Annotated in this window: 18 protein-coding genes, 1 tRNA gene and 1 pseudogene; 11 read left to right on the forward strand and 9 right to left on the reverse strand. The window is 64.6% G+C overall.

What is annotated here, in order from left to right:
* Positions 1-37 precede the first annotated feature (37 nt).
* Genes ACMHLQ_RS08485 through ACMHLQ_RS08500 form a run of 4 tightly spaced genes read right to left on the reverse strand, consistent with a single transcriptional unit; the run spans position 38 to position 2,438 of the window.
* The gene (locus ACMHLQ_RS08485) at positions 38-544 is read right to left on the reverse strand and encodes a GNAT family N-acetyltransferase (protein WP_415404342.1); all 507 of its coding nucleotides are present in this window, start codon (positions 542-544) and stop codon (positions 38-40) included.
* Positions 537-1,016, reverse strand: coding sequence for a DUF2948 family protein (locus ACMHLQ_RS08490; RefSeq protein ID WP_415404343.1), 480 nt, complete (start codon positions 1,014-1,016; stop codon positions 537-539). Before ACMHLQ_RS08490 ends, ACMHLQ_RS08485 begins: the two co-directional genes overlap by 8 nt.
* Positions 1,013-2,284, reverse strand: a complete 1,272-nt coding sequence (gene murA, locus ACMHLQ_RS08495) for a UDP-N-acetylglucosamine 1-carboxyvinyltransferase (protein WP_415404344.1) — start codon at positions 2,282-2,284, stop codon at positions 1,013-1,015. The genes ACMHLQ_RS08490 and murA overlap by 4 nt, the downstream gene beginning before the upstream one ends.
* On the reverse strand, positions 2,277-2,438 hold the full coding sequence (locus ACMHLQ_RS08500; RefSeq protein ID WP_415404345.1) for a hypothetical protein: 162 nt from the start codon (positions 2,436-2,438) through the stop codon (positions 2,277-2,279). The genes murA and ACMHLQ_RS08500 overlap by 8 nt, the downstream gene beginning before the upstream one ends.
* A gap of 83 nt (positions 2,439-2,521) precedes the next feature.
* Between ACMHLQ_RS08500 and ACMHLQ_RS08505 the strand changes: the two genes are divergently transcribed.
* A tRNA-Thr gene (locus ACMHLQ_RS08505) sits at positions 2,522-2,596 on the forward strand.
* Between the two features lie 281 nt (positions 2,597-2,877).
* On the opposite strand, the gene ACMHLQ_RS08510 is transcribed toward ACMHLQ_RS08505, so the two are convergent.
* Both ACMHLQ_RS08510 and phnF read right to left on the reverse strand, forming a co-directional pair.
* Entirely contained in the window at positions 2,878-4,059 is a 1,182-nt protein-coding gene (locus ACMHLQ_RS08510; protein WP_415404346.1) for an alpha-D-ribose 1-methylphosphonate 5-triphosphate diphosphatase, read from the reverse strand.
* 102 nt (positions 4,060-4,161) lie between these two features.
* On the reverse strand, positions 4,162-4,872 hold the full coding sequence (gene phnF, locus ACMHLQ_RS08515; protein ID WP_415404347.1) for a phosphonate metabolism transcriptional regulator PhnF: 711 nt from the start codon (positions 4,870-4,872) through the stop codon (positions 4,162-4,164).
* A 102-nt stretch (positions 4,873-4,974) separates the two neighbouring features.
* On the opposite strand from phnF, the gene phnG reads away from it, so the two are divergent.
* The 8 genes from phnG to phnN are packed head-to-tail and all read left to right on the forward strand — an operon-like array spanning position 4,975 to position 10,384.
* Positions 4,975-5,430 (forward strand): phosphonate C-P lyase system protein PhnG, encoded by a 456-nt coding sequence (phnG, locus tag ACMHLQ_RS08520; RefSeq protein WP_415404348.1) that lies wholly within the window; start codon positions 4,975-4,977, stop codon positions 5,428-5,430.
* The gene (gene phnH, locus ACMHLQ_RS08525; protein ID WP_415404349.1) at positions 5,430-5,990 is read left to right on the forward strand and encodes a phosphonate C-P lyase system protein PhnH; all 561 of its coding nucleotides are present in this window, start codon (positions 5,430-5,432) and stop codon (positions 5,988-5,990) included. Before phnG ends, phnH begins: the two co-directional genes overlap by 1 nt.
* 1 nt (position 5,991) lies before the next feature.
* Positions 5,992-7,083: a carbon-phosphorus lyase complex subunit PhnI gene (locus tag ACMHLQ_RS08530; protein WP_415404350.1), complete on the forward strand. Its 1,092-nt coding sequence runs from the start codon at positions 5,992-5,994 to the stop codon at positions 7,081-7,083.
* Between the two features lie 46 nt (positions 7,084-7,129).
* A complete protein-coding gene (locus ACMHLQ_RS08535; protein ID WP_415404351.1) occupies positions 7,130-7,999 on the forward strand; it encodes an alpha-D-ribose 1-methylphosphonate 5-phosphate C-P-lyase PhnJ in 870 nt (289 codons plus the stop codon).
* A complete protein-coding gene (locus tag ACMHLQ_RS08540; RefSeq protein ID WP_415404352.1) occupies positions 7,996-8,334 on the forward strand; it encodes an NIPSNAP family protein in 339 nt (112 codons plus the stop codon). Before ACMHLQ_RS08535 ends, ACMHLQ_RS08540 begins: the two co-directional genes overlap by 4 nt.
* On the forward strand, positions 8,331-9,101 hold the full coding sequence (gene phnK / locus ACMHLQ_RS08545; RefSeq protein WP_415404353.1) for a phosphonate C-P lyase system protein PhnK: 771 nt from the start codon (positions 8,331-8,333) through the stop codon (positions 9,099-9,101). Before ACMHLQ_RS08540 ends, phnK begins: the two co-directional genes overlap by 4 nt.
* 60 nt (positions 9,102-9,161) lie before the next feature.
* Positions 9,162-9,845 (forward strand): phosphonate C-P lyase system protein PhnL, encoded by a 684-nt coding sequence (gene phnL / locus ACMHLQ_RS08550; protein WP_415404354.1) that lies wholly within the window; start codon positions 9,162-9,164, stop codon positions 9,843-9,845.
* Positions 9,842-10,384, forward strand: coding sequence for a phosphonate metabolism protein/1,5-bisphosphokinase (PRPP-forming) PhnN (gene phnN / locus ACMHLQ_RS08555; protein ID WP_415404355.1), 543 nt, complete (start codon positions 9,842-9,844; stop codon positions 10,382-10,384). Before phnL ends, phnN begins: the two co-directional genes overlap by 4 nt.
* Here phnN and ACMHLQ_RS08560 read toward each other — a convergent pair.
* Positions 10,366-11,046, reverse strand: coding sequence for a DUF1045 domain-containing protein (locus tag ACMHLQ_RS08560; RefSeq protein WP_415404356.1), 681 nt, complete (start codon positions 11,044-11,046; stop codon positions 10,366-10,368). The genes phnN and ACMHLQ_RS08560 overlap by 19 nt on opposite strands.
* 34 nt (positions 11,047-11,080) lie before the next feature.
* On the opposite strand from ACMHLQ_RS08560, the pseudogene ACMHLQ_RS08565 reads away from it, so the two are divergent.
* Positions 11,081-12,222: pseudogene (locus tag ACMHLQ_RS08565) on the forward strand (alpha-D-ribose 1-methylphosphonate 5-triphosphate diphosphatase).
* Between the two features lie 30 nt (positions 12,223-12,252).
* The gene (rraA, locus tag ACMHLQ_RS08570; protein ID WP_415404357.1) at positions 12,253-12,735 is read left to right on the forward strand and encodes a ribonuclease E activity regulator RraA; all 483 of its coding nucleotides are present in this window, start codon (positions 12,253-12,255) and stop codon (positions 12,733-12,735) included.
* Here the strand turns inward: rraA and ACMHLQ_RS08575 are convergent.
* Positions 12,732-13,820, reverse strand: coding sequence for a 4-oxalomesaconate tautomerase (locus ACMHLQ_RS08575; RefSeq protein WP_415404358.1), 1,089 nt, complete (start codon positions 13,818-13,820; stop codon positions 12,732-12,734). The two genes, rraA and ACMHLQ_RS08575, sit on opposite strands and share 4 nt — an antisense overlap.
* Positions 13,817-15,844: a tripartite tricarboxylate transporter permease gene (locus ACMHLQ_RS08580; RefSeq protein WP_415404359.1), complete on the reverse strand. Its 2,028-nt coding sequence runs from the start codon at positions 15,842-15,844 to the stop codon at positions 13,817-13,819. The genes ACMHLQ_RS08575 and ACMHLQ_RS08580 overlap by 4 nt, the downstream gene beginning before the upstream one ends.
* Between the last annotated feature and the right edge of the window lie 48 nt (positions 15,845-15,892).

Below are 15,892 nucleotides of genomic sequence, written 5' to 3' on the forward strand. Positions count from 1 at the left end.
TAGCGGGGCATTGGTGCGGTCTCAAGGGCAGGCAGGTTCATGCGGGATGCGAGGTGCGCACCATGATCGCATCGCTTTCCAAACCTGCGGCGCCGCGAATGGCATTGGGGATTTCGCCGCTATGGACAAAGCCGTGGCGCGCGTAAAATGCAATCGCGCGGGCATTGTCGCGGTTCACGTAAAGCTCAAGCTGCCAGACGCCATTGGCCTGCGCCCAGTCGAAAATGGCCGCCATCAACCCATCGGCCACACCAGCGCCGCGTGCGGCTGCAACAACGTAAAACGGCCCAATCTCTGCGCGGTGATTGCCACGAGGGATGGTGTTGCGATGGACGCCTGCAAGGCCGACGAGGGTATCGCCCAGAAAGGCGAGAAATCGATCCCCGTGGTCCAGGCGCTGCGCCTCTGCCTCGACAGAAATGGCGCGCGCCTCGTCCTCGGTCAGAATGAACGCTTCGGGATGCTGCGCGATGCCCTCGAGGCGCAAGGCGCGCCACGCCGCGACGTCTGTCGCGGTCGCGGGCCTGACGGACAGGTCAGTCATCGTGGGTCGGAACGGCCTTGGACGGGGCCACGTAGGGGCGCGTGACGTCTTTCAGGGTCGCCTCGATCGCCTCGACAGACAGGCGGATTGCGCCATCACCCGCCAGCGTCAGGAGGATGTCCCCTGCCCCGTCTTCGCCCGCCTCGAAAGCGATGGAGAGCAGTGACAGGATGGTGTCCTTGTCCGACCGGTCGATGCCGTTGCTCGCCACTTTCAACACGTGATCAAAGGCCAGCACGGTCTGGACGCGTTCCGGCGCGTGGCGGGATTTGCCTGCGTCCTCCCAGCGGAACCGATTCAGCAGCAGGGCAAAGCGGCGTTGCCGGCTGTTCCATTTCATTTCGGTGATGGGAAAGACCGCATCCTGTGCGAGGGACGAGATCACCGACAGGTCTTCGCTGTCCAGCGCGCCAAGGTTCAGCGGCGCCTCGCGCCCGTCCTCGAACCGCGCGTCGGTGTTGGTGTCGTTCATTCGCCTTGCACCCGTTCGATATCAGCGCCCACGCCGGACAGTTTGCGCACGACATGTTCATAGCCGCGATCCAGGTGATAGACCCGTGCGACGCGCGTTTCCCCTTCCGCTGCCATGCCCGCGAGGATCAGGCTGACGCTGGCGCGCAGGTCGGTGGCCATCACAGGCGCGCCTTTCAACTTTTCAACGCCTTTGACAGTCGCCGTGCCGCCATGCACTTCGATATCCGCCCCCATACGCATCAGTTCGGGCGCATGCATGAACCGGTTTTCGAAAATCTTTTCTTCCAGGACGGAGGTGCCCTCGGCAGTGCAGAGCAGCGCCATCATCTGCGCCTGCAGATCCGTGGGGAATCCCGGGAAGGGTTCGGTCGTGACGTCCACCGCCCGGATGCGCCCGTTCTTGCGCTGCACCTTGAGGCCCTTGGCCGTCTCTTCGACACTGATCCCGGCGGCGTCGAGTTTTTCGCAGAACGCCCCCACCAGATCGATGCGCCCGCCCAGCAGCTCGACCTCACCGCCGCACATGGCGGGGGCGAGCATGTAGGTCCCCAGCTCGATCCGGTCGGTGACGACGCGGTGGGTGGCGCCGTGCAGGCGATCGACCCCCTGGATCGTGATCGATGACGTGCCGTCGCCCTCGATCTGTGCGCCCATGGCGCGCAGGCAGGTGGCGAGGTCCACGATCTCGGGCTCGCGCGCGGCGTTGTTGATCACCGTGGTGCCCTTGGCCAGCGTGGCGGCCATCATGATGTTTTCCGTCGCCCCGACAGAGGCGAAGGGGAAGTCGATCACCGCCCCTTTCAATGTGCCGCCATCCGCCTTGGCGTGCAGGTAGCCGTCACGCAGGTCGATCTCGGCCCCCATCTTGATCAGCCCGTCGGTGTGGATGTCCATGGGGCGCGCGCCGATGGCGCAGCCGCCGGGCAGGGAAACCTCGGCATGTCCTTCGCGCGCCAGGAGCGGGCCCAGCACGAGGTTGGAGGCCCGCATCTTGCGCACGATGTCATATTCGGCTCGGGTGTTGATGTCGCCGTGGCAGGACATGGCCAGCACCTGCCCCTCTTGCAGCGAGGTCACCTCGGCCCCCAGCGATTGCAGCAGTTGCGTCATGGTGCGGATGTCGCTGAGGCGCGGTGCATTGGTCAGCGTCAGCGGCTCATCGCTGAGCAGGGTGGCGGGCATCAGGGTGAGGCAGGCATTCTTGGCCCCTGCAATCGGAATTTGCCCGTTCAGCGGACTGCCACCGCGTACCAAAATACTATCCATCGTCCTGCTCCTTGGGCTTGCCCATATCGTTGCCTGTGTCCTGACGCGCCCGTGCCTGTGCCTTGCGTTTGGCCATATTGGCCTTGAGCGCCGCCTTGAGGCGTGCGTCGCGGTCGGCATTGGCTTTGGATTTGGGTGCGGATTTATCTGCCATGCGCACTCTGTATCGCAGGGGGCATTGGGCGTCCAGAATGGGCTTGCGCGGGGGGCGATTGAGTCTAATCACCCGCCCACGGCGCTGTGGTAGCTCAGTGGTAGAGCACACCCTTGGTAAGGGTGAGGTCGAGAGTTCAATCCTCTCTCACAGCACCAGCCGGTCCTCTGCCTGTCGAAATGTCTTGCCCAGTCGAAACGTCCGGTCTCGACTGACGCGCGTCCCTGCGGGCCATGTTGAGTGCCAGAGTTCAATCCTCTCTCACAGCATCAGACTCAAAACATATCATGATCGTGTAACACGCCGGCATGCATATGCGTTCGTCGGCGCGTGCCGGTTCGGTCGTTGGATGCACCCTGTACCTTCATTGTTCTTCAAATATGCAATCGCACCGCCAGCGTTCAGCGATCGAGTTGCATATTTTCCGGAACAATGAAGCCTACTCTGCAGCGACTGACATCGGTACGCGCATCTGGCTCAAGCGGCCTGCCACGTCGCCGCACAGATGGGTCCAGCGTCCGTTGCACATGGTGGCCTCGATCCGGCGGGTGTCAGCATTGATGATAGTGAGGTCCGCGCGCTGTCCGGGTGCGAGCGTGCCGCGGTCGCTCAGGCCCATGATCTCTGCCGGGCGGGACGAGATCATGGCCCAGGCCTCGGGCAGCGTGCGCAGGCCCCTGTCGACCAGCGCAAAGGCCGCTTGCGCAAGGGCTGGGTAGTAGTAGTCGGACACCAGCGCGTCACAGGCCCCTTCCGCAATCAGTGTCGTGGCGGCGATATTGCCCGACTGGCTGCCGCCGCGCACGATGTTCGGCGCGCCCATCAGGATCGGATCGTCCCACGTGCGGGCCACCACGGCCGCGCCCATCGAGGTTGGAAACTCACAGATCTTGGCCCCGATCATGGAATAGCGTTCGCGCGTTGCCCCGTCACCATCGTCGTGGCTGCCATAGGTCACGCCCATGCGGTCGAACGCGGTGGCGAGGTTGCACAGATAGCGGGGCACCTCGCTGTCGCGCGCCTTGGCGGCGTTGACGAGGGCCATGTGGTCCTCGGCGCTGCGCCCCGCCTTTTTCGCCCAAAGCACGATCTTTTCCGGCTTGGCGGCGGCAAAGGCGACGGCCTCATCGAGGTGGTTGTTGAAGATCACGTAGTCGATCCCGAACTGCGAAATGGCGGCAAGCAGGCGGTCCTGGCTGTCCATCGTGTGGGTTTCGCAGCGGATCTGAACCCGCAAGTCGGTCTGCATCTGCGCCTTGTAGGCCGCGTGGGCCGACAGAAAGGCCTCGGCATAGTCCGGGCCGCGATGCCCGCCCTCCCACGACCAGCTTTGCGCCATCCAGGCGGTGGTGACGCCATTGGCCGCCGCATCGCGGTCCGTGCCGACAAGGCCCGTCAGATAGGGGAACGGGGCCGAGGGGCGCGGGGCCATGTGGTGTTCGAAGGCGTCGCCATGCAGGTCGATGATGCCCGGCATGACGAGGTAGCCTGACAGGTCCAGCGATGGCAGCGTGGCCTCCGAGATCGCGCCACCTTCGACGCTGATGGGTGTGTCGGCCAGGATGCCGTCGCGCAAAACGCGGGCACCGATCAGGCGCAAGGTCGGGGCGTGATAAGGCATCTGAATGCTCGGGCGTGAAAGAACTGAAATGATCCTGATTTGCAGCAGTTTAGCCTGTGGATATGTCGTTGGCATGACAGCCGCGCGCAAATCGCCCCGCGCTCAGTCAGCGCCAAGCGTCAGCGTCACGCGATCCCCCGCAAACCACGTGCGCCCGTACTCGACGGGTCGCCCGTTTGTGTCAACGTTGATGCCGACGCTGCGCAAGATCGGGGCCCCTTCGGCAATCCGCAGGTGCAGGGCCTGCGTCGCGGTGGCCGCCTTGGCCGTCAGCCGGGTCGAGGCGCGGGTGTAGTCGGACACCCCGGCTTTGGTAAGGGCCGCCGTCACCGAGCCCGAGACGCGCAACGCGTCCGGCAGGTCGGGAAACGGTGCTGCGGGAAAGACCGAGCGGAACAGAGCGATAGGTTGCTCATCTGCAAGGCTGAGCCCTTCATAGGCATGCACCAGCGCATCTTCGGCAATCTCCAACGCCTCCCGTTCGGCGGGGCTGGCCAGCCGGGTTTCGACAGACAGCACGGTCTTGGCCGGGGTCCGGCCCGCGGCAACGAGGTTCTGGTGAAACCGCACCCGCTTGCCGATGGGATAATCCGTGGGTGTCTGGGCGACAAATGCACCCGCGCCGCGCCGTGTGTGCACGGTGCCTGCCTTAACCAAAGCGCTGAGCGCATGCCGCACGGTGTGCCGGTTCACCCCGAACCGCGTGGCCAGTTGCGCCTCGGTCGGGAGCTTGTCACCGGGCAGGTAGAGCCCCTCGGCAATCTCGCCCGACAGGGTGGCAGCAATGGAGGACCAGATCGGGGTGCGCGGCATCTGTCACTGAACTTTCACAAATGATGCGTGGACGCGCCGGACCGACTCGCCTATGATTTGTCTAGTTGTATAGCAATCTCGACAACTTCGCAAGGTGTATAGATGGACGGATCATCGGACCCGAATGCAGCCCGCACGGCGTGGCTGTCGGTGCTGGCCAAGGCGGATGCGACGGATGTCGCGGCACATTGGGCCGCCGCCGCCCTGAACCCTGACCATGAGACGCTGCGCGCCCCGGAAATCGGTGCGGTGATGGTGCGCGGCCGGGCGGGGGCGGTCGGCGCGCCCTTCAACCTTGGTGAAATGACAGTGACCCGCGCATCGGTGCGCCTTGCCTCGGGCGAGGTCGGCCATGGCTATGTGCAGGGTCGCAGCAAGGAGCACGCGCGCCGCGCCGCGCTGGTGGATGCGCTGATGCAGACCGATCGGGCCGCAGAGGTCGAGGCCGCGATCATTGCCCCCTTGCGCGACAAGGCAGCCGCCCATCGCGCCGACCGTGCGGCCAAGGCTGCGGCCACCAAGGTCGACTTTTTCACAATGGTGCGGGGGGAGGACTGATGGATCACGCAAGCCTTGCGGGCGGTTTTGCCGACCCGCCCCACCAATCCGCGGATGCCTTTCGCGCGATCATGCAGGCCATGGCCCGCCCCGGAACCATCTGCGATGTGGCGGGGGCCGTACCGCCCGCCCCGCTGTCGGTGGCGGCGGGAACCGTGCTGATGACGCTGTGCGACCCGGACACGGGCATTCACCTGACAGGGGATTTTGACACGGCAACAGCGCGCGATTGGATCACCTTTCACACGGGCGCGCCGGTGGTGGATGCACGGGACGCCGCGTTTGTCGTTGGCGCGTGGGACGCGCTTGATCTTGCGCCCCTGCCCATTGGCACGCCGGAATATCCGGACCGCTCTGCCACCGTGATTGTGGAGATGTCGGCGCTGGAGACGACCGGTGCCACGCTGCGCGGGCCGGGCATCAAAGAGACAGCGGCCCTGAACCTGCCCGAACGGGTGGCCTTTCAGGCGAACGCGGCGCTGTTTCCGTTGGGGCTGGATTTCATGTTCACATGTGGGGCGCAGATTGCCGCCCTGCCCCGCAGCACAAAGGTGTCCTGAGATGTATGTGGCGGTGAAAGGCGGCGAACAGGCGATTGATGCGGCCCACGCGTGGTTGGTCGAGGAACGGCGCGGGCCGGTGGATGTGGCGGAGTTGTCCGTCGATCAGATCAAGGGCCAGTTGAAGCTGGCGGTGAACCGGGTGATGGCCGAAGGCTCGCTATATGATCCGGACCTGGCCGCGCTGGCGATCAAGCAGGCGCGCGGTGACATGATCGAGGCGATTTTCCTGATCCGCGCCTATCGCACCACCCTGCCCCGCTTTGGGGGCTCGGCGCCTGTGGATACCGATGCGATGGCCTGTGACCGGCGCGTGTCGGCCACGTTCAAGGACGCGCCGGGCGGTCAGGTGCTGGGCCCGACCTTTGACTACACGCACCGTCTGCTGGATTTCAAACTGGCGGCGGATGGGGAGGTGACTGAGGCGCCGCGACGCGAAGATGACGCCAAGCCCAAGCCGCACATCATGTCCTTTCTGGATCGCGAGGACCTGATCCAGCCGGAGCCTGAGGGTGTGCACACGCCCCCCGATTTGACCCGCGAACCACTGGAACTGCCTGCTGCCCGCGCCCTGCGCCTGCAATCGCTGACGCGGGGGGACGAAGGGTTTGTGCTGGGCATGGCCTATTCCACCCAGCGGGGATACGCGCGCAACCACGCCTTTGTCGCCGAGCTGCGCATCGGCACCTGCGCGGTCGAGATGGACATCCCCGAATTGGGCTTTGCCATTGATATCGGCGAGGTGGAGTTGACCGAATGCGAGACGGTGAACCAGTTTCAAGGGTCAAAGACCGAGCCGCCCCAGTTCACGCGCGGTTATGGGCTGGTCTTCGGCATGTCCGAGCGCAAGGCGATTTCGATGGCGCTGGTGGACCGTGCGCTGCGCTGGAAAGAGTTGGGCGAGGACAATGTTGGCGCGCCGGCGCAGGACGAGGAATTCGTGCTCTACCACGCCGACAATATCCAGGCGACGGGGTTCCTGGAGCATATCAAGCTGCCCCACTACGTCGATTTCCAGTCCGAACTGGAACTGATCCGCAAGCTGCGTCGTGAGGCGATGGGGCTGTCTGAGCATCAGGAGGCTGCGGAATGATCTGCGTGTGGTCTTTGCATATTTTTGGAACAATGAAGGTGCAGGGATGAGCGAATACAACTTTGCATATCTCGACGAGCAGACCAAACGGATGATCCGGCGCGCAATCCTGAAAGGGCTGGCCATCCCCGGCTATCAGGTGCCCTTTGCCAGCCGCGAGATGCCCATGCCCTATGGCTGGGGCACGGGCGGTGTGCAGGTGTCGGCGGCGGTGATGACCGAGGCGGATGTGTTCAAGGTGATCGACCAGGGGGCGGACGATACGACCAATGCGGTGTCTATCCGCCGGTTCTTTGAGCGCACGGCTGGGGTCGTCACGACAGAGGCGACGGGTGAGGCCACGGTGATCCAGACCCGCCACCGCATCCCCGAAGAGCCGTTGAGCGAGGATCAGATCCTTATCTATCAGGTGCCGATCCCCGAGCCGCTGCGGTTCCTCGAACCCTCAGAAGTCGAGACCCGAAAGATGCACGCGCTTGAGGATTATGGGCTGATGCATGTGAAGCTGTACGAGGACATCTCGGCCCACGGCGCGATTGCAACCGCCTATGCCTACCCCGTGCGGGTCGAGGGGCGCTATGTGATGGATCCGTCGCCCATCCCAAAGTTCGACAATCCCAAGCTGGGCATGGCCGCGATTCAGCTGTTTGGCGCGGGCCGCGAACAGCGGATTTACGCCCTGCCGCCTTACACACAAGTGGTCAGCCTCGACTTTGACGATTTCCCGTTCGAGCCTAGCAAGGCGGATCACCCGTGCGGATTGTGCGGGGCGACCGACAGTTATCTGGACGAGCTGATCGTGGACGATGCCGGGGGGCGGATGTTCATGTGCTCGGACACGGATTTTTGTGCAACCCGCCGCGCGTCGGGTCACGTCGGCGCCCAAGGCGTTCCCGAGATGGAGGATACGGCATGATCAACCAATTGCGCATATACGAGGTGCCTCCGGGCAATGCAGGCCCCTTTCTGGACCGGTTTCGCGACCATGCCGCGCGCCTGATGGCCGCGCATAGGTTTCGCATTCAGGCCATGTGGACGGATCAGGCGGAGGGGCGCATGCGCTTTGTCTACCTGCTGTGCTGGCGCGATGAGGACGAGATGAAACAGGGCTGGGCCGCATTCATGGCCAATGAAGAGTGGGCGCAGATCAAGGCGGACACCGCCGCGCGACATGGCGACTTTGTTCTTGGTATCGAGGATATGGTTCTGACCCCCACCGACTTCAGCGCAGCGATCGGAGACCTGGCATGACACCCCTGTTGCAGGTCGAGGGCCTGTCCAAATTCTATGGTCAGCGGATTGGTTGCGCCGAGGTCAGCTTTGATCTGTTTCCGGGCGAGGTGATGGGCATTGTCGGAGAAAGCGGGTCGGGCAAGTCGACCTTGCTAAACTGTCTGGCCGGGCATCTGCCCCCGGACGGAGGCCGCGTGCTGTTTGACACCCGCGCCGAGGGGTTGCGCGATACCGTCACGATGAGCGAGCCGGAGCGGCGGATGCTGGGACGCACCGACTGGGCCTTTGTCCACCAGCATGCGCGCGACGGGTTGCGCATGAACGTCAGTGCGGGCGGCAATGTGGGCGAGCGGCTGATGGCCGTGGGTGCGCGCCACTATGGTGACATTCGCGGGGCTGCCATCGACTGGCTGGGCCGGGTCGAGATCGCGGAGGATCGCATCGACGACCGCCCGCGCCAGTTTTCCGGCGGTATGCAGCAGCGTTTGCAGATCGCGCGCAACCTGGTCACCGGCCCGCGCCTTGTGTTCATGGACGAACCCACCGGCGGTCTGGATGTGTCGGTGCAGGCGCGCCTGCTGGATTTGTTGCGCGGCCTGGTGCGCGAGATGGGGCTGAGCGCGATCATCGTGACCCATGATCTGGCCGTGGTCCGCCTGCTGGCGGATCGGTTGATGGTGATGAAGGATGGGCATGTGGTGGAAACCGGGCTGACGGATCAGGTGCTGGACGATCCGCAGCACGCCTATACCCAATTGCTGGTGTCGAGTGTGTTGCAGGTGTGAGTGCGCTGGGGGCCAGCCCCCAGACCCCCGTGGTATTTATGGTCAGAAGAAGACTTGGACATGATTGAGATCGAGAACGTTGCCAAGAGTTTTGTCCTGCACAATCAGGGCAGTACGGTGATCCCTGTGATGCAGGGTGCATCGCTGGACGTGGCGCGTGGGGAATGCGTGGCGCTGATCGGGGCATCCGGTGCGGGCAAGTCCACGTTGATGCGGATGATCTATGGCAATTATACCGCGCAGGCGGGCCGGATCGTGGTTGGGGATGTCGACGTCGCCTCGGCCCCGCCGCGTGACATCCTGAGCTTGCGCCGCGAGACATTGGGCTATGTCAGCCAGTTTCTGCGCGTTGTGCCCCGTGTGCCGACGCTGGATGTGGTGGCCGAGCCGTTGCGCGCGGTGGGTGTAGATGAGGCCGCGGCCCATGCGCGGGCGCGCGATCTGCTGGCGCGGCTGAACATTCCGGAGCGTTTGTGGGGGCTGAGCCCGACCACCTTTTCCGGCGGCGAGCAACAGCGTGTGAACATCGCGCGGGGCTTTGCCCATGACTACCCTGCCCTGTTGCTGGATGAGCCGACAGCCAGCCTCGATGCCACCAACCGCGCCGTTGTGCTGGGGTTGATCGAGGCGGCCAAGGCGCGGGGCGCTGCCATTGTCGGGATTTTCCATGATGAGGCAGCGCGGGCGCAGGTTTGTGACCGTGAAGTGGACGTGAGCGCATTCGCCCCGCAGGCTGCGGCATGAGGGGGCGCCTGATCGCCGTTGTCGGCCCGTCCGGCGTGGGCAAGGACACGGTGATGGATGCCATGGTTGCGGCCGACCCACGCCTGGGGCTCGTGCGCCGCGTGATCACCCGACCGACAGAGGCTGGCGGCGAGGTGTTTGACGGCGTGACCGTGCCTGTTTTCAACGCGATGCGGGATGCGGGTGAGTTTGCCCTGTGGTGGCCTGCGCATGCGCTTTTCTACGGTATTCCTACCGCTGTCGACGCAGAGCTTGCCGCCGGGCGTGACCTGCTGGCCAATCTGTCGCGCGGCGTGCTGGTCAAGGCACAGGCACGGTTTCCGGGGCTTGTTGTGATTTCGCTGACTGCCTCGACCGACGTGTTGGCCGAGCGGCTGGCGCAACGCGGGCGCGAGGATCGGGAACAGATCACGCGCCGGCTGGCGCGGGCGGGGTCGGGCCTGCCTGACGGGGTGGATGCAGTTGAGATCGACAATTCTGCCGACCTTGATGCGACGGTGCGTGCCGCGCTTGGTGCGCTTTACCCGGTGAGGGCGTAGCGGTGGATTTGATGGAACATACCCGCCGCATCCTCGCCCAGCAGCGTCAGGCCTGTCATGCGATAGGGTGCGAGGGTGAGCTGCGACAGCGGCGTTTCCAGTGCCGCCTCGGTCGCGGTGGCCAGATCGGGGTCGAGGCGACCGCTCAGCGTAAGGTGGAACCGGAACTCATCCAGCACGTACGGATACCCCCACTGCACCAGATGTGCGTCCTGGGCCGGGCTGAGGCGCGCGGCGCGCCGCTTGGCCAGTTCGGCGTCGGTGGCGGGGGCGCGGAAGGCGTCCAGTTCTTTCACCACGCGTGCCGCCAAACCCGCAAGGGCGCTGGCGTCACCAGTTGGCACGAGGGCGAGGAACCGGCCGAGCCGCGCAAGATGCAGACCGTCCAGCGTGACCGGGCTTGCCGTGGCGCAAAGGGCTGCCAGAGCGTTCTTCAACGCCTCGGGGCTCATGCCGTCTGCCAGCCGGAAGGGCGGTTTGATGGTGCCGTGAAACCCGTACTTTCGGGGCGTCGCCGTGATCTGCGGCAGGTCCAGCCCGTCCATCGTGGGATGGGTGCGGGCCGCGCCCGTGGCACTGTCCCAGCCCAGCCAGTCCGCGCCAAACTCGGCCAGGGGCGTGCCCGGTTCGGGCGTGTAGTAGACGGCGTAACGATGAAACATGACCCAACCCATTCCAGTTCGAGATGACAGGCACATGACACAAGACACGATCCTCGCCAACGCCAAGCTGATCCTCGAAGACGAGGTGGTGACCGGCTGTCTGACCCTGCGCGACGGCCAGGTGGCGGCCATCGACACGGGCGCGTCTGTGCCGACCGGCGCGAAGGACTGCGACGGCGACTACCTCGCGCCCGGCCTGATCGAGCTGCACACCGACAACCTTGAGCGTCATATCTCCCCCGCCCCCGGGTGCCCTGGCCCCACGGCCCTGCGATCCTGGCCCATGACCGGGAACTGGCCGGGTGCGGGATCACCACCGTCTTTGACGCAATGCGCGTCGGGTCCATCCCCTCAGGCAAGGGGCGCTACCTGAAATACGCGCGCGAGTTGTCGTCAGAGATGCTGGCCCTGCGCGCGCAAGGCGTCCTCAAGATCAGCCACTTTCTGCACCTGCGCGCCGAGATTTGCTCGGAAACATTGCCGGACGAGTTGGCCGAATTCACGCCCGAAGACCGCGTGGGCATTGTCAGCCTGATGGATCACACACCCGGGCAGCGCCAGTTTCGCGACCTCGCCAAGATGCGGGCCTATGTGATGGGCAAGAACAACCTGACGGACGCAGAGTTTGATGAGCATGTCGCACGGTTGCAGGATTTGCAAAGCCGTTTGGGCGCGAAACACGAGGCGGCGGCGGTGGCCGAAGGCGTGCGGCTGGGCGCGGTTCTGGCCAGCCATGATGACACCACTGCACCGCAGGTTGCCACCTCGGCGGGACACGGAGTCGCCGTCGCCGAATTCCCCACCACCGTTGAGGCGGCCCAAGCCTGCCGTGATCATGGCATCGCCATCATCATGGGCGCGCCCAACCTTGTGCGCGGCGGGTCGCATTCAGGCAATGTGGCGGCGGCCGATCTGGCAAGGCACGATCTGCTGGACATTCTGTCGTCGGATTACGTGCCTGCCGCCCTGCTGATGTCCGCCGTGCAACTGGGCGACATCTGGGGCGACATGGCGCGTGGCATTGCCACCGTCACCGCCAATCCGGCGCGTCACGTGGGGCTGGAGGATCGGGGCGTGCTGGCCATTGGCAAACGCGCGGATGTGGTCCGATTTGCCCATGTGGACGGGATCGCCGTTGCGCGTCAAGCGTGGAGCCAGGGCGTGCAGGTCGCTTGATCGGGGTGCCGTATCGGCTACGGTGCTTTCATGAAAAACACCTGTGATCTGTGCGACGACTATCGCGATGTCCTGACTGTCCTGCCCTTTGGCCTGCACCACTATGGCGGCACCGCCGCGTTCCATGGGCCAGTGGAAACCGTCAAATGCTTTGAAGACAACAGTCGGATCAAGGAGTTGTCCGCCACGCCCGGCGCAGGCCGTGTGCTGGTTGTCGACGCGGCGGGATCGCTGCGCCGCGCAGTGTTGGGCGACATGATCGCGGGCGCATTGGCCACCAATGGCTGGGCCGGGATCGTGATCTGGGGGGCTGTGCGCGATGTCGTCGAGATGGGCGAGCTGGACCTTGGCGTGATGGCCCTGGGCCATGTGCCGATGCCGGGCACGCGGCGCGGTGAGGGTCACATTGGCCTCGATCTGATGATCGGCGATGTGCTGGTGCAGCCGGGCGCCTATCTGGTGGCTGATGTCGAAGGGGTCGTGCTGTTTCCCAAAGAGGGGCCGCGCCCCTAGCCTGCCCAGATGCTGCGCGGCACCATGACCTCGCCCCGCGCGAGCAGACGTGCGGTGCGGGTGACACCGGCGGAGATGAACTTGAACCCATCCGCCCCGTTTTCGAATTGGACGCGCACGTCCATCGTGCCCATCGGGTGTTCGATCTGGAAGGTTGCGGGGGATGTCTCCGGTACGGTTGCCAGCCCTTCGGCCACCGTACCCGGCGCAAGCGCGCAGGCGGCGAGGCATTGCGAGCCGGTCACGGCCAAGGTGGGATGCGTCGTCCATGGCATGAAGTAGCGCGCGGCCATGTTGCTCCCTTGCGCCGGTGCGGCGATCAGGCCAACCTTGGGGACGACTGACTTGGTCACATCACCAAAGCCCATGCGTTTGCCTGCTTCCATGCGCAGCGCTTCGATGCGGGCAAAGAGTGCTTTGTCCTCGTCCAGCACCTCTTGGCTTTCGTGGCCCGTGATGCCCAGATCAGCGGCGCGCGCGATCATCATGGGCATGGCGACATCCACGCAAGAGACCTCGATACCGTCAATCACATCAATGGCTTGGCCGGTGGGGAACAGCGCGCCGGTACGCGCGCCGACCACCTCCATGAAGTTCAGTGGCACGGGGGCTGCCGTGCCCGGCACACCGTCGATGGCCACATCCCCGTCATAGGTGACGGCGCCGCCGGGGGTCTGCACCTCTGCCTCGACCAGCGCACCGGTGTTGACGGCGCGGATGCGCACGCGGGTGACATCGCCCGTCACCGGCACCAGCCCCATCTCGATCGCGGCCGGGCCGACACCGACAAGGATGTTGCCGCAGGTGGGGGCGAAGTCGACCAGCCGTTCCTCGACCGCGACTTGCGCGAAGAAGTAATCGACATCCGCCGCCGGGTCATCCGAGCGCGACAGCATCGCCGTCTTGGTGGTCACGGCATTGCCCCCACCCAGCCCGTCGATGTTGCGCGAATTGCCTGCGCCCATTGCGGTCGCCAGCACCTCGGCCAAGGTCTCGCGATCATCGGGCAGGTCGGCGCGGTTGAAATAGGGCCCGCGCGATGTGCCGCCCCGCAGGAACAGGTAGGGAATGGCGGTTTGGGTCATGTCAGCGGCCATGGCAGATCGACGTATTCCTGAAGCAGTCCGGGCGGGAAATCACGGTTGAGCAGGCCCGCCATGCCACACATAAACCCGATGCCGATGGCTGTATAGGCGGCGGCAAACCCGGCGCTGCGCCCGGCGCGCACCTTGATGAAGGCAAAGAGGAAGATGGCGAGCGCGAGGATGAAACCAAGGAGCGCGGTCAGGACCAGCAACGCGGCAAACCACGCCAGTGTGGCCCAGAGCCCATGAGCGTTGTCGGGCGCATCCGTGACCTCGCGGTCGGCAAAGATCGGGTGCACCTCGGGGCGCAGCATCATCTGCACCAGCAGGATCACACAGCCCACGATGGCGACACCGGCCACAAAGGTCGGGAACACGCGGTCAGCCGAGGCATAATCGGGGATCATCGCGGCATTGGTGAACGCGACCAGCAGATAGCCGAGGATCACCAGCAGGAAGATCATGGGCGCGCGTTTGGTGCCGGCCTCGACCTCGCCCTCGGCCATGATGGATTTGGCCTGGCGCAGCCCCACGACGACCGAGATCACGGTGATGATGATCAGCACGATCACGATGGGGGAGAAGATATAGTCGATCCCCTCCTCGAACCCTTTGCGAAAGCGCGAGCGGGCGATCTGCACCGCCTGGTTGGCGTAGGTTTCCGCCGGGTTGGACAGGACAAAACCGATCAGGAAGGCGGGCCGCGACCAGTCAAAACGGCGCATCATGATGCCGAGGAGGCCGATGCCGAAGAGCGCGACGAGGTCCATCAGGTTTTGCCCCGACTGGAAGGCGGCGAAGCTGATGATCATGAAGAGGAAGGGCGCGAGCAGGCCAAAGGGCACTGTCGTCAGGCGCGCAATCCCGCCAGATGCGGCGATGCAGATGAGCGTGCCCACAACGTTGGCCATCGCGAGCAGCCAGACGATAGCGTATGTGATGTCGAGGTTGTTTTTCAGCATCGACGGCCCGACCTCGATATTGCCCGAGCCGAGCAAGGCAATTGCCCCGATGAAGATGGCCATGGAGCCCGAGCCGGGAATGCCGAAGAGCAGCGTGGGCACGAGCCCACCGCCTTCCTTGGCGTTGTTGGAGCTTTCGGGGCCGATCACGCCGCGCACTTCGCCCTTGCCGAAATTAGACTTGTCCGGTGTGGTCTGGACCGCGTGGCCATAGGCGATCCAGTCGACGACCGACCCGCCAAGGCCGGGGATGACGCCCACGACGACGCCGATGATGGAACAGCGCACGGACAACCAGATATTGGCGAACCAGTCCTTGACCCCCAGCAGCCAGCCACCGCCCAGTGCAGAGCGGTCGGAAATGGCGCGGTCCTGGCGCAGCAGCGCCACGATTTCGGGGATGGCAAAGATGCCGAGGCCCACGATCACCAGTTTGAACCCGTCCACGAGGTAGGGCATGTCGTAACTCGCCATGCGCAGAGCGCCTGCGCTGTCGCCTTCGCCGATTGTGCCCATCATCATGCCGAGGCCCGCCGCCGCGATCCCCTTGATCGCGACACGGCCTGCGAGGATGCCGACCATGGAGAGGCCAAAGATGGTGATCATCAGCAGCTCGGGCGTGCGGAATTCCAACACAATGGGACGTGCGACAAGGATGAACACGGTGAGGAAGGCGGCCCCGACCAGCCCGCCGAACAGGGACGAGGCAAAGGCGGCAGACAGCGCCCGCGCGGCCTCGCCCTTCTTGGCCATGGGAAAGCCATCGAGCACGGTCGCCTGGCTTGCCGATGATCCGGGGATGCCCATCAATACGGATGCGAATGTATCAGAGGTTGGAACGACCGCCACCATGCCGATCATCAAGGCAAGGCCCAGCACAGGGTCCATCCCGAACATGAAGGGCAAGAGCAGGGACAGGCCGGCAATGCCGCCTAGCCCCGGAAACACACCGATACACAGGCCCATCACGACACCAAGCACCAGGTAGCCCAGCACGATGGGTTGGAAGATCAGCCCCGCAGCATCACTGAGGGCGGGCAATGCAAGCGTGAAAAAATCCATGAGACTGTCTTTCGGTCAGCCGTGGCAGACAGAATTGCCCACTCTACC

The sequence above is a fragment of the Tateyamaria algicola genome (assembly GCF_047715485.1).
Taxonomy (GTDB): domain Bacteria; phylum Pseudomonadota; class Alphaproteobacteria; order Rhodobacterales; family Rhodobacteraceae; genus Tateyamaria.